Source organism: Streptococcus sp. CF7_Ac1-8, from assembly GCF_024295435.1.
Lineage (GTDB): Bacteria > Bacillota > Bacilli > Lactobacillales > Streptococcaceae > Streptococcus > Streptococcus mitis_AP.
Genome location: NZ_JANCPI010000001.1, coordinates 118,140 through 131,723, shown reverse-complemented (window position 1 = coordinate 131,723; position 13,584 = coordinate 118,140). Strand labels below are relative to the sequence as shown.

15 protein-coding genes and 1 pseudogene are annotated in these 13,584 nt (G+C 37.6%); all 16 read left to right on the top strand.

Annotation, left to right across the window (positions count from 1 at the left end):
• Nucleotides 1–65 precede the first annotated feature (65 nt).
• On the top strand, nt 66–1,040 hold the full coding sequence (locus tag NMM26_RS00580) for a DUF1002 domain-containing protein (RefSeq protein ID WP_254753782.1): 975 nt from the start codon (nt 66–68) through the stop codon (nt 1,038–1,040).
• A gap of 73 nt (nt 1,041–1,113) precedes the next feature.
• Nucleotides 1,114–2,475 (top strand): 23S rRNA (uracil(1939)-C(5))-methyltransferase RlmD, encoded by a 1,362-nt coding sequence (rlmD, locus tag NMM26_RS00575; RefSeq protein ID WP_254753781.1) that lies wholly within the window; start codon nt 1,114–1,116, stop codon nt 2,473–2,475.
• A gap of 208 nt (nt 2,476–2,683) precedes the next feature.
• The gene (locus tag NMM26_RS00570; RefSeq protein ID WP_080982957.1) at nt 2,684–2,857 is read left to right on the top strand and encodes a hypothetical protein; all 174 of its coding nucleotides are present in this window, start codon (nt 2,684–2,686) and stop codon (nt 2,855–2,857) included.
• Nucleotides 2,854–3,633, top strand: coding sequence for a replication initiator protein A (locus NMM26_RS00565; RefSeq protein ID WP_000822775.1), 780 nt, complete (start codon nt 2,854–2,856; stop codon nt 3,631–3,633). Before NMM26_RS00570 ends, NMM26_RS00565 begins: the two co-directional genes overlap by 4 nt.
• A gap of 99 nt (nt 3,634–3,732) precedes the next feature.
• A complete protein-coding gene (dcm, locus tag NMM26_RS00560) occupies nt 3,733–5,091 on the top strand; it encodes a DNA (cytosine-5-)-methyltransferase (RefSeq protein WP_001210969.1) in 1,359 nt (452 codons plus the stop codon).
• The gene (locus NMM26_RS00555; protein ID WP_000645878.1) at nt 5,075–5,524 is read left to right on the top strand and encodes a hypothetical protein; all 450 of its coding nucleotides are present in this window, start codon (nt 5,075–5,077) and stop codon (nt 5,522–5,524) included. Before dcm ends, NMM26_RS00555 begins: the two co-directional genes overlap by 17 nt.
• Nucleotides 5,517–5,897 carry a hypothetical protein gene (locus NMM26_RS00550; protein ID WP_254753780.1) on the top strand — a complete coding sequence of 127 codons (381 nt, stop codon included), beginning with the start codon at nt 5,517–5,519 and terminating at the stop codon, nt 5,895–5,897. Before NMM26_RS00555 ends, NMM26_RS00550 begins: the two co-directional genes overlap by 8 nt.
• 12 nt (nt 5,898–5,909) lie before the next feature.
• Nucleotides 5,910–6,143: a hypothetical protein gene (locus tag NMM26_RS00545; protein WP_000840776.1), complete on the top strand. Its 234-nt coding sequence runs from the start codon at nt 5,910–5,912 to the stop codon at nt 6,141–6,143.
• Nucleotides 6,144–6,145: 2 nt separating this feature from the next.
• Nucleotides 6,146–6,733 carry a CPBP family intramembrane glutamic endopeptidase gene (locus NMM26_RS00540; protein ID WP_001252698.1) on the top strand — a complete coding sequence of 196 codons (588 nt, stop codon included), beginning with the start codon at nt 6,146–6,148 and terminating at the stop codon, nt 6,731–6,733.
• A 333-nt stretch (nt 6,734–7,066) separates the two neighbouring features.
• Nucleotides 7,067–7,366, top strand: coding sequence for a hypothetical protein (locus NMM26_RS00535; RefSeq protein ID WP_000869760.1), 300 nt, complete (start codon nt 7,067–7,069; stop codon nt 7,364–7,366).
• Complete coding sequence (locus NMM26_RS00530) at nt 7,356–7,844, top strand: hypothetical protein (RefSeq protein ID WP_000093677.1); 489 nt, start codon at nt 7,356–7,358, stop codon at nt 7,842–7,844. The genes NMM26_RS00535 and NMM26_RS00530 overlap by 11 nt, the downstream gene beginning before the upstream one ends.
• The gene (locus tag NMM26_RS00525; protein ID WP_254753799.1) at nt 7,844–9,721 is read left to right on the top strand and encodes a VirD4-like conjugal transfer protein, CD1115 family; all 1,878 of its coding nucleotides are present in this window, start codon (nt 7,844–7,846) and stop codon (nt 9,719–9,721) included. Before NMM26_RS00530 ends, NMM26_RS00525 begins: the two co-directional genes overlap by 1 nt.
• Before the next feature lie 20 nt (nt 9,722–9,741).
• The gene (locus NMM26_RS00520) at nt 9,742–9,984 is read left to right on the top strand and encodes a hypothetical protein (protein ID WP_000627865.1); all 243 of its coding nucleotides are present in this window, start codon (nt 9,742–9,744) and stop codon (nt 9,982–9,984) included.
• A 16-nt stretch (nt 9,985–10,000) separates the two neighbouring features.
• Nucleotides 10,001–10,855, top strand: coding sequence for a conjugal transfer protein TrbL (locus tag NMM26_RS00515; protein WP_001054257.1), 855 nt, complete (start codon nt 10,001–10,003; stop codon nt 10,853–10,855).
• 53 nt (nt 10,856–10,908) lie between these two features.
• Entirely contained in the window at nt 10,909–11,268 is a 360-nt protein-coding gene (locus NMM26_RS00510; RefSeq protein WP_254753779.1) for a PrgI family protein, read from the top strand.
• Nucleotides 11,219–13,576, top strand: a pseudogene (locus NMM26_RS00505) (VirB4-like conjugal transfer ATPase, CD1110 family). Before NMM26_RS00510 ends, NMM26_RS00505 begins: the two are co-directional and overlap by 50 nt.
• The last annotated feature ends 8 nt before the right edge of the window (nt 13,577–13,584 follow it).

Genomic DNA, 13,584 nt, shown 5'->3' with positions numbered 1-13,584 from the left:
TTTTTGTTATAAGTTTTCTTTAAGATAGATATATTACTCTAGAAAGGTAAAGGAGGGAATTCCCTATGAGAAAGAAACTCTTTCTGACCAGTGCTGCGGTCTTGTGGGCAGTAACAGCTATGAATAGTGTCCATGCAGCAACAGATGTTCAAAAAGTCATCGATGAAACCTATGTCCAACCTGAATATGTCCTAGGTTCATCATTGTCTGAAGAACAAAAAAATCAAACCCTTAAAAAACTAGGCTACAATGCCTCAACAGACACCAAAGAACTCAAGACCATGACACCTGATGTCTATTCTAAGATTATGAATGTTGCCAATGACTCTAGTTTACAGTTGTATTCATCAGCCAAGATTCAAAAACTAGGTGACAAGTCGCCACTTGAGGTCAAGATTGAAACACCAGAAAACATCACTAAGGTGACGCAGGATATGTACCGCAATGCGGCCGTAACTTTGGGTGTGGAACATGCCAAAATTACTGTAGCAGCACCCATTCCAGTTACAGGTGAGAGTGCCTTAGCCGGGATTTACTATTCGCTGGAAGCTAATGGAGCCAAGGTGCCACAAGCCAATAAAGACTTGGCTCAAGAAGAGCTGAAGGCTTTGTCAGATATCAATGCTGAAAACAAGGACAAGTCAGGCTATGATGCTAATAAATTAAACGTTGCCCTAGCCGATATCAAGTCAGGACTCGCCAAAGCTAAAGAAAGTAAGGGAAATCTGACGGAGGAAGATGTCCGTAAAATCGTTGAAGATACCTTAAAAAATTACAAACTTGATCAGGTTATAACAGGAAACCAAATCAATATCATCATCAATTTTGCTTTGAATCTCTCAAAGAGTGATATCCTCAGCAATGCAGACTTCACTAAAACCCTGAATGACCTGAAACAAAGCATCGTATCACAAGCTGGCGACAGTTTTAAAAATATCAACCTTAACTTTGATGCTGATAAGGCACTAGAGGACGGTGGGAACTTCTTAAGCTCCCTTTGGCAGGCCATTGTCAACTTCTTCAAGAGTTTTGGTTCTTAAGAAATTTCATGGTATAATAGATGGTAACCGTAACGTTGCCGTCTTTTTTGTCGGCCAATAGAAAGAGAAGAGAATGTTAAAGAAAAATGATATTGTAGAAGTTGAAATTGTTGACTTGACCCATGAAGGTGCAGGAGTTGCCAAGGTAGATGGTTTGGTCTTTTTTGTAGAGAATGCTTTACCAAGTGAAAAAATCCTCATGCGTGTCCTCAAGGTCAATAAAAAGATTGGCTTTGGGAAGGTTGAAGAATACCTTGTCCAATCACCACACCGCAATCAAGATTTAGATTTGGCTTACCTGCGTTCAGGAATTGCTGATTTAGGTCATCTTGCCTATCCAGAACAGCTCAAGTTTAAAACCAAACAAGTCAAAGACAGTCTCTACAAGATTGCTGGAATTACTGATATAAAGGTTGCTGAATCTTTGGGTATGGAAAATCCAGTCAAATACCGCAACAAGGCACAGGTCCCTGTCCGTAGAGTGAATGGTGTTTTGGAAACTGGATTTTTCCGTAAGAATTCCCACGACCTCATGCCACTGGAAGATTTCTTTATCCAAGATCCTGTGATTGATGAGGTAGTAGTAGCCCTACGCGACTTGCTCCGCCGTTATGATTTGAAACCTTATGATGAAAAGGAACAATCAGGATTGATTCGGAATCTTGTGGTGCGTCGCGGACACTATTCAGGGCAAATTATGGTCATTTTAGTAACAACTCGTCCGAAGATTTTTCGTGTGGAACAATTGATTGAACAACTAATCAAGCAGTTCCCAGAGATTGTGTCTGTCATGCAAAATATCAACGATCAGAACACCAATGCGATTTTTGGTAAGGAATGGCGCAACCTTTATGGACAAGATTTTATCACTGACCAGATGTTGGGAAATGACTATCAAATCGCTGGTCCAGCTTTTTACCAAGTTAATACTGAAATGGCTGAAAAACTCTATCAAACAGCCATTGACTTTGCTGAATTAAAAGAAGATGACGTGGTCATTGATGCCTATTCTGGTATCGGGACTATTGGTCTTTCTGTTGCCAAACATGTCAAAGAGGTTTATGGTGTTGAAGTGATTCCAGAAGCGGTTGAGAATAGCAAGAAGAATGCCCAACTGAACCATATTTCAAACGCCAGCTATGTCTGTGACACAGCTGAAAACGCAATGAAGACTTGGCTTAAAGAAGGAATTCATCCAACCGTTATCTTGGTTGACCCACCACGCAAGGGATTAACCGAAAGCTTTATCAAGGCAAGTAGTCAAACTGGAGCAGACCGCATCGCCTATATCTCCTGCAATGTCGCTACTATGGCGCGTGATATCAAACTCTATCAAGAATTGGGCTATGAATTGAAGAAAGTACAGCCAGTGGATTTATTCCCACAGACGCATCACGTGGAGTGTGTAGTGTTGCTACAACGAAAAAAAGGGTGAAAATCCTTGATTTTAAGCTATTTTACAAGCATTTTGTCTTTGTAGATAAAGGCAATTTTGACGTCAAAAAAGTCCTAAAAAGGCACATAGATGTATATGTATTTGTAGATGTCGTTTGCGCATCGGAAAAATGAATACAACAATAAATATTTATCTAAAGAGAGAACAATTGTATATTGTTCTCCTTTTTTTATTTTCAGGAGGGAAAATGACAAAAGAATTACAATCATCACGCTATATTGTCATTTCATTTTTAGTACGTGAAATGGGAATTGATATTGTTGAGGCCATCACTCTTATGGCTGAATTAGAAAAAAGTGGCTTAGTTCGATTGGAATCAAGTGGAGATTTAATACTCAAAGAACTTGGAGGTGCTCTATGAAAAGAATTACCGCAAATCAATACCAAACTTCAGAACGGTATTATAAATTACCTAAAATTCTTTTTGAGGATGAGAAATATATGGATATGAAACTAGAAGTAAAGGTGGCTTATTCTATTTTAAAAGATCGTTTAGAATTATCTCTCAGTCGTGGTTGGATAGATGAAGAAGGCGCGGTTTATTTAGTATTTTCTAATTCTAATCTGATGAGGCTGTTAGGTTGTTCAAAGTCAAAATTACTGTCCATCAAAAAGACTCTTAAAGAATATGACTTAATTGATGAAGTCCAACAGTCTTCAAGTGAGAAAGGAAGACTAGCTAATAAGATTTATTTAGGGGAATTATATTCTACCCCAGTAAGTAATTCAAACAGGCCTAGTGTTAAAAAAAGACTAGGGCAGGTTGAAAATGAAACGGGCCCAGTCTCACATTCAGCCCCTAGTGAGACTGAAGTTAGTGAGACTAAATATAGTGAGACTGATTCTTTATTTATTGGGGATGAGGAGGAGAGGAATACTCAACCTATCTTGAGAAGAAAAGTAGAAAAGGTCACAAAATATGATCGAGATTATATTTGGGGATTGGTACAAGAACAATTTAGACGAGAAGGTTTTTCTGAAACAGCCAGTGAAATTGCTATGACTGATTTCGAGAGAATCTATCAGTATGCTCTTGACAATGTTCGCTTTGTGAGACGTGCGGAAGTACTTGCTGAATTTGTGTTTAATGGCCTATATTCCGTTTGGAATAACCGTGTTAGAAAAGGAGGTGGTTAAAATGTCGCCAATCGAGTGGATATTAGTTATGCTCATTTTAATTTCAAGTGGTGTGACACTTTGGACATTGATAGTCGATCAGAAAGGGGTGATAAAGAAATGAGATTTATTGATTTATTTTCAGGTATCGGAGGATTTCGCCTTGGAATGGAAAGTGTCGGACACGAGTGTATTGGATTTTGTGAGATTGATAAATTTGCTAGAGAATCTTATAAATCCATTTTTCAAACGGAAGGAGAAATAGAATTTCATGACATACGAGATGTTTCAGATGACGAATTTAAAAAACTTAGAGGGAAAGTCGATATCATCTGTGGGGGATTCCCTTGTCAAGCATTTTCAATCGCAGGAAGACGATTGGGATTTGAAGATACTAGAGGAACTTTGTTCTTTGAAATTGCTCGGGCGGCCAAGCAAATCCAACCACGTTTTCTTTTTCTTGAAAATGTTAAAGGCTTACTCAATCACGATAAGGGACGGACGTTCACCACAATCCTTACCACACTTGATGAGTTGGGGTTTGATGTTGAGTGGCAGGTGCTTAACAGTAAGGATTTTGGCGTTCCCCAAAACAGAGAGAGGGTGTTTATTATCGGACATTCTAGAAAGAAAGGTACCAGACTCTTATTTCCTTTCAGACGAGAAGGTCAAACAACTAACTCTGAGACTTTAAAAACACTAGGGAATTTGAATCCATCAAAAAGTGGAATGAGCGGTAAAGTCTATTATTCAGAAGGGCTAGCGCCAACCTTAGTTCGTGGAAAAGGTGAAGGATTCAAGGTTGCGATTCCTTGTATGACACCAGACAGATTAGACAAGAGACAAAATGGGAGACGCTTTAAGGAAAACCAAGAGTCGATGTTTACTTTAAATACTCAGGATCGTCATGGTATTGTCGTTGTTGGAGATTTACCGACTAGCTTTAAGGAGACAGGTCGCGTATATGGAAGCGAGGGCTTATCTCCAACACTGACTACGATGCAAGGAGGCGATAAAATTCCCAAAATACTGATTCCAGAACCAATCCAATTTCTAAAAGTCCGGGAGGCAACTAAAAAAGGATATGCTCAAGCAGAGATTGGAGATTCAATCAATTTGGAAAGACCAAGTTCACAGTATCGGCGTGGTAGAGTTGGAAAAGGTATAGCGAATACTTTAACAACTAGTGGTCAAATGGGAGTAGTAGTGGCTAGCTATGAAGGAGAAGATAAGCAAGTTTACCATGTAGCTGGTGTTTTAATAGATGGACAATTTTACCGTTTGAGAATACGACGAATCACTCCTAAAGAGTGTTTTCGCCTACAAGGCTTTCCTGATTGGGCTTTTGAAGCTGCTAGAAAAGTCTCTAGTAATAGTCAGCTCTATAAACAAGCTGGTAATAGTGTAACCGTTCCTGTGATTGCTGCAATCGCAAAGAAATTAAAAGAAATAGAGGAAAAAGATGAAAGCTTTAAATAAAGAGTCAATACTAGATTGTGATGAATTAGAAACAGAATTACATGCTGCAGAAATCAAACAGCTGGATGAACAAATATTTTTGATACCCAATTATCCATGTGAGTTTGAGGTGACATTTTTAGATGATTACCATAAAAAACATAATTACCCACTATTTTATGAATCCTATCTTCAAAACATTATGGAATTCCTTGAAAGTCAGGATATAAAGAACGGAGTTGATGCCTTTGTAGATGATAATCAAAATCTTGTTTTTGTTTTATATGGACAAGGCTATCGAGCCGAGGGAAAAGAGGGAATACTTACAACCCAAGTAACTGTAAAAGCTTATGATGAAGACAAGAAATCGATTAACTTCTCAAAGTTATTAGATTCCTTAATCGTCTCAGAATATCAAATGGAACCGAATCTTTGGGAGGTCTCCCATGATTGATCTCTATCTAAGTAAAAATAACCATAGAAATCAACTTCTTTTAGATTTCTTTCAAAACTACGGAATAGAGGTATCTTGTCATTCGATTTCTGAAATAACAAAGGACAAATTAATTGAGATGATGAGCTATTCTTCAGATTGTTTTGAGTTTTTATCTCCCAATTTATTACGATTTAAGAACCGTGACAATCTAAGATTAACGGATTTCATTGAGATGATATTAAAAAATCCTGACCTAACCATCAGACTTCCACTTGCGGTTTCAAACAAGCGAGTTTATCCAAATTTGAATTTGGAAGAGGCTAGAGCTCTATTGCCAAGAGATACGAAACAATTGATTTACATGGAACAAACACATTATTTATCTAGTTAAAGGAGAAGCAATATGGCTGAACGATTTTGGGAGAATTTGTCCATTATTTTGGCTGAAAGAAATATCAGCTGGATTGAGTTAACCAGGAAAATGTTTGCGGGAGAATTTCACTATCCAAGTGAATTGAATCGTTTGTATCAAAAGATTCGTCACTACAAGATGGAACAACGAATGCCTCAAAGTCCATGGGTAGAAAGGATTGTGCAGGTATTAGATTTAGATTATGAAGATTTATTTCGGAGGTAACTATGAGAAGAATAATTCCAGTTTATATATTCCAACAAGTAAATGTCCTATTGGTATCCCTATACTTACTGAAATTGCTTTGTATCGGTGAGTTAACTATACTACAGGTTCTCTATGGTGCGTCTCTCATTTCTTTTTTATGGATGTATGGTCAACGAAAACAAGTGGTCAAGGTCAATATGAAAACTAGGATGAAATGGCTTGGTATTGGATTCGTTAGCCTACTGATTATAAGTCTATGTTTTAGTCTGATTCATGCTCAAGGAAGCACGAATCAAGCAAACTTAATTGGCCTTCAACATCAAGTTCCTTGGTTTTCATTTTTATTGTTCTTAATCAATGCGAGTATGGTTGAAGAATTTCTGTATAGAGAAATTTTATGGAACTTGGTCAGAAAATTAGATATTCGAGTTGCTTTGACAAGTGTTTTATTTGCCTTAGTACATCATCCAGGAACCATTCTAGCTTGGTGTTTATATGTTTCACTTGGGATGTTTTTAGGGATGGTGCGCTATCAATCTGACTTTTGGGGAAGTATGGGTCTACATTTGGTGTGGAACCTACTAGTTTATAGTTTGCTGCTTTTTTAGACAAAATTAGCTTATTTTAGGGAAATGAAATGCTAACGTTATGTAACAATGTTAGTCTTTTATTTCAAAATCTTTGTTTAGTATGAATTTAGCTCTACAGAAAAATAAAAAATGTGATAAAAATTTCAACTACTCTTATCTATAATAAAGCTACCTGTTCTTTGAAAATTGAATCCACTCCGTCTTGATTAGCGTGCCTGTGTAAGTAGGGACTGAGAGTATTTCCCTGTGAAGGGCAACTGGCACAAGACGTGTGTGAGAATTTTCTAACAGACACGGAGTTTATCGTTACCAGACTTAAACGATGCGACAAACTAGATAAAGGAGTTAATCATGAAAGTAGTAAACTTGTATGATTTGAAACAAATGGGAAATAAAGGTGGTTGTACCATCCAATTGATTCATCACTTTCCCTTTGGTATGGGCTTAGGACATCTCAAAAAAGACTACATTGAATTTAAACGCGTTGGTATCGTTGATGGGAAAGCAGTAGAAGTTACTCTTCGAGAACCTTATTCGAGAGATCTACTGAAGGTTGTCAAGTCGATTAAGCAACGTCAGAAATTGATAGCTTATCGTTATAAAGAAGGAAAGCTGCTATTTGTTAAGAAGGAGGCATCAGATGTCCTCTGAACAACAGGAACGAATGGCAGTTCAATATGCAGAGCGTAGTCTTTTATTTACTGTCAAAAGTCTTTTAAAGATTCTAGAATGGTCTAGACGTCAGGCTTTAGCACAGGATTCCGCCTATAAGATAGGAGTGCAGAAATTAGAAGAATTGCTACAATCTCCTTATTCGATTGATACGATTAATCTGAAAAAAGATTTTTTAGACAAACCAATTGATATAGAGAAATTTAAAGCCTTTTTAGAAAAAGAAGAGATTCCTTTAGCCATCGCTTGGCAAGGGGATTCTCTGCATTTCTACACGAAAGACCGTTCGATTCTAGACAATCATTTAGACCATCTGTTAGAAAAAATGGTTAATGATCCGGAGAAATTAGCTGATTTTACCATGGATAAGTCATTAGACGATGCAATTGATGAGGCTAAATCCCAAATTACCTTTAGACAAGAAGGAGCCGTCAAACAGAAAGAGATGGTGAGATGATGTACAGTGGAAAGAAATTCCTACTATTCTCATTGTTAGGTATCTTACTAGGCTATCTTTTTCATCGTTTGACGCTTTTGTATGATTCCTATACTGGAAATACACTAGATAAATGGACTCATCTTCTGATGGAAGGTCAAGATGAAGTTCTTCAGTCGCCATGGAATGTTTCCTTTACTGGAAAATCAAGTGCTTTTTTTCTACTAGGCTTTCTGATGATGTTGCTGGTTTATCTTTATTTAGAGACTGGCAAAAAACAATACCGAGAAGGGGTAGAATACGGGAGCGCCCGTTTTGGAACTCTAAAAGAAAAGAAGCTCTTTTACGGTAAGGAATTTTCTCATGATACGATCTTAGCACAAGATGTTCGTCTGACATTATTAGATAAAAAACCAGCCCAATACGATAGGAATAAGAATATTGCGGTGATTGGAGGTTCAGGAAGTGGGAAGACATTTCGCTTTGTGAAACCCAATCTGATTCAAATGAATAGTTCTAATATTGTAGTGGATCCTAAAGATCACTTGGCCGAAAAAACAGGCAAACTCTTTTTAGAACATGACTACCAAGTAAAGGTGCTAGATTTAGTCAATATGAAGAACTCAGATGGCTTCAATCCCTTTCGCTATATAGAGACAGAAAATGATTTGAATCGCATGCTGACGGTTTATTTTAATAACACCAAAGGCTCTGGCTCCCGTAGTGATCCATTTTGGGATGAGGCTACTATGACTTTAGTCCGTGCTTTAGCCTCTTACTTGGTCGATTTCTATAATCCACCCAAAACAAGAGAACAGCTCATAGAAGAAAGTCGTTTAAGTCAAAAAGAATATCAAAACTTGTTGAAACGTCAAAAAAAAGAAGTGGAAGAGCGAAAAAAACGAGGGCGTTATCCAAGTTTTGCTGAAATCTCAAAACTCATTAAACACTTATCCAAGGGTGAAAACCAAGAAAAAAGTGTCTTAGAAATTCTATTTGAAAATTATGCTAAAAAGTATGGGACTGAAAATTTTACCATGCGAAATTGGGCAGATTTCCAAAATTATAAGGATAAGACTCTGGATTCTGTTATAGCTGTAACCACTGCTAAATTTGCCCTCTTCAATATTCAAAGTGTCATGGATTTGACCAAAAGAGATACTCTTGATATGAAGACATGGGGCAAGGAAAAATCAATGGTTTACCTAGTTATCCCAGATAACGATAGTACCTTTCGCTTTCTTTCAGCCCTCTTTTTTTCAACCGTATTTCAAACCCTAACAAGACAAGCAGATATTGATTTTAAGGGGCAATTGCCTCTTCATGTGAGAGTTTACTTAGATGAGTTCGCAAATATCGGAGAAATCCCAGATTTTGCTGAACAAACCTCAACAGTCCGTTCTCGGAATATGAGTCTCGTTCCTATTCTACAAAATATTGCCCAACTTCAAGGGCTATATAAAGAAAAAGAAGCTTGGAAAACCATTTTGGGGAACTGTGATAGCTTAGTCTACTTAGGTGGTAATGATGAAGATACCTTTAAATTTATGAGTGGCTTACTCGGTAAACAAACCATTGATGTTCGAAATACTAGTCGTTCCTTTGGCCAGACAGGTTCAGGATCCCTTTCTCATCAAAAGATTGCTCGTGATTTAATGACACCTGATGAAGTCGGAAATATGAAACGGCATGAATGCTTGGTTCGAATTGCCAATATGCCTGTCTTTAAAAGCAAAAAGTACAATTCCACTAAGCATCCAAACTGGAAATACCTAGCCAATCAAGAAACCGATGAACGGTGGTGGAACTATCAAATCAATCCTTTGAATCAAAGACAAGAAAATCATCTTGACGGCCTTAGAATTCGTGATTTAACTTTTGAATCTAGTTTAAAATAAAAATAGAAAAGAGGAAATAGATGATTACGCATTTTAAAGGTTTTGTTTATGGAGTAGACGCAAGTGCCATGTTTGCACAAGCTATGTCTTTGTTACAGAAGGGATTGATTGCGGTTGGTGCCTTTCTCGTTGTTGTGGGGATTGTCAATCTTGCAACCAACATTAAAGATGGTGGACCAGGTGTTCGGAATGCCATCCTTGAAATTGTCGGTGGTGTTATGGTCGGGGCTGCTGGAGCCTTTGTAACCCAGATTTCAATTTAGGAGGATAAACAATGATATGAATCTTAGTTTAGTCTCACCCTTTGTTTACCTTGCATCTGAAAAAATATCAGCTGAAAATTTATTTGAAGGATTTAATGTAGATTTACAATCTACGGTAGATCTCATTAAATCTCTATCTAGCTACAATCCAACTGTTTGGACTTATATGTCTAGTATTACTAAAAGTGTTATGCAACCTCTTGGAGTTGCGATTTTATCAGTTGTTCTCATCCTAGAATTTTCGAAGATGGCTAAGAAAATTGCTAACTCTGGTGGAGCGATGACCTTTGAAGCATTGGCCCCGATGTTGATTAGTTATATTATGGTCGCAGTTGTAATTACCAACACTACCGTTATTGTAGAAGCCATCATTGGGATTGCGAGTCACGCCATTGAACAAGTGGCTTCGATTGTGGCTCACGGAGGGGCAAAGTATGATACAATCTCTGGATTAAAGGGGTCAGGATTTATTGGCCGGATGATTGTGGGCTTTTTCGCCCTTCTCATTTGGCTTGTTCGAATAGTAAGTGCAGCCATGGTTAATCTGTTGGTATCTATTCGATTTATTCAACTCTACCTTATGATTCCATTTGCCCCTCTTACGATTCCAACATTTTTAAGTGATGAATGGAAATCTATTGGTATTGGCTATTTAAAAAATATTATGGTCTATGCGGTACAAGGGGTTCTCATTTTTCTGATTGTTTCGCTTGTTCCTTTATTTGAATCTGCTGGGAAAATAGCTGTTTCAAATGGTGCAGGAGTCCTGCAATCACTTGCGATTATGTTTGGTAGTTTGGTACAAGCTATCTTATTGATTATTGCCCTCGTTGGTTCTCAACGTACGGCTCGCTCAATTTTAGGTATGTAATTAGATAAAGGCTAGGAAGTGATTGCTTCTTAGCCTTTTTAGAAAGGAAAGTCATGAATACACGTGTCTTTAAAGACATCTCAAAATACCAACACAGGGCTTGGTTAGGTTTCACCACAAGACAAATCATCTTTGTTTTACCAGCCTTTATTGTCACAATTATTGTTTTGGGCTTGAATCTCTTTTTCTGGCAATTTGGAGATTGGTTTGTTTACGGTTTTGTGTTTGCTTTTACCATCCCCCTCATGCTTTTTGGAGTCTATAAACCCAATGATTTATATTTTGAACATTATTTGAAATACCGTCTTCATTTTGAATTAACGGTTCCCCTACGCACAATTACAGGAAAGAAAGGATCTGAATATGAAAAGAAAATCAAATACATTAAAGAAACAAAAAATTTCAATGACTAATAAAAAGGAAGAATTTAAAGGGAAAAAAGAGGAAGTGTTACCATCAACGGCTAATACTCTTTCTTATCAAGCCCTGTATCAAAATGGTCTGATGCAGGTGAAAGAAGATTATTTCTCACAAAGCTATTTACTTGGTGATGTCAATTACCAGACCGTTGGTTTAGAAGATAAGGGAGCAATCATTGAGAAGTATTCTGATTTGATTAACTCCCTAGACGACCAAACCAACTTCCAATTGACTATCTTTAATAAAAGATTGAATTTAGAAAAGTTTAGACAAAGTGTTTTGTATGAGGAAAAAGAAGATGGGTATGATAGCTATCGTAAAGAATTGAATCGGATGATGAATCAGAATTTAGACAGTGGTGAAAATAATTTTTCAGCTGTGAAACTGATTAGCTTTGGTAGAAAGGATTCTAATCCCAAACAAGCCTATCGTTCCTTGTCTCAAATAGGCGAATATTTCAAGAGTGGTTTCTCAGAAATTGATGCACGATTTGAATCCTTGGCTGGAGAAGAACGTGTGAACTTGTTGGCGGATATGCTTAGAGGAGAACACCATCTTCCTTTTTCTTACCGTGATTTAACGAGATCTGGTCAGACAACTCGTCACTTCATAGCGCCTAATCTCTTGGATTTTAAAAACAAGAATTACCTACAAATCAATGACCGCTTATTACAGATTGTCTATGTGAGAGACTACGGCATGGAATTAGGAGATCAGTTTATCCGAGACCTCATGCAAGGAGATTTGGAATTGATTGTAAGCCTCCATGCTCAAAGTTCGACTAAGGCAGATGCCATGAAGAAACTACGAACAAAGAAGACCTTGATGGAATCCCAAAAGATTGGGGAACAACAAAAACTAGCTCGTACAGGTATCTATTTGGAAAAAGTAGGCCATGTTTTAGAAAGCAATATCGATGAAGCTGAGGAACTCTTAAAAACCATGACCGAGACAGGAGATAAACTGTTTCAAACCGTCTTCTTGATTGGTGTTTTTGGTCAGGATGAAGAAGAGCTCAAACAAGCCCTAGACACTATTCAACAAGTGGCCGGCTCAAATGACCTAATGATTGATAAACTTCCATATATGCAAGAAGCAGCCTTTAATAGTTTGCTGCCATTTGGTTGTGATTTTTTAGAGGGGGTATCACGGAGTTTATTAACGTCCAATATAGCAGTGAACTCTCCTTGGACTTCAGTAGACTTACAAGACCGTAGTGGGAAATATTATGGTATTAATCAAATCTCAAGCAATATTATTACTATTGATCGAAGCCTATTAAATACACCGTCTGGTCTGATTTTAGGGACATCTGGAGCTGGGAAAGGCATGGCAACCAAGCATGAGATTATCACGACCAAAATCAAAGAATCTGGTGAAAATACTGAAATTATCATTGTGGATCCAGAAGCAGAGTACAGTGTCATTGGACGGGCTTTTGGGGGAGAAATGATTGATATTGCGCCCGATTCCCAAACTTATCTCAATGTCCTTGACTTGTCTGAAGAAAATATGGATGAGGATCCTGTAAAGGTAAAATCAGAATTTCTTTTATCCTTTATCGGCAAGTTATTAGATAGGAAAATGGATGGAAGAGAAAAATCGATTATCGACCGAGTTACGAGACTCACCTATCAGTCATTTAAAGAGCCTTCTTTGGAAGAATGGGTCTTTGTCTTGAGCCAACAACCAGAAGAAGAAGCGCAGAATTTGGCGCTTGATATGGAACTGTATGTCGAAGGTTCTCTTGATATTTTTTCTCATAAGACCAATATTCAGACAGGATCTAATTTCTTGATTTATAACGTTAAGAAGTTAGGAGATGAGCTGAAACAAATTGCCCTTATGGTGGTTTTTGATCAGATATGGAATCGTGTTGTTCGGAACCAAAAATTAGGGAAGAAGACCTAGATTTATTTTGATGAAATGCAGCTTCTCTTACTAGATAAATATGCCAGTGATTTCTTCTTTAAATTGTGGAGTCGTGTCAGAAAATATGGAGCCAGTCCGACTGGAATAACTCAAAACGTCGAAACCTTATTGTTAGATCCAAATGGTAGACGAATTATTGCAAATAGCGAATTTATGATTCTTCTCAAGCAAGCAAAAAATGACCGAGAAGAACTGGTTCAACTCTTAGGCTTGTCAAAAGAACTCGAAAAATACCTAGTCAATCCAGAAAAAGGGGCAGGACTGATAAAAGCTGGTTCCGTTGTCGTTCCCTTTAAAAATAAGATTCCTCAAGGTACTCAATTGTTTGATATCATGAGTACGGATCCTGATAAAATGGCTTCTAATTAAGGGGAAGG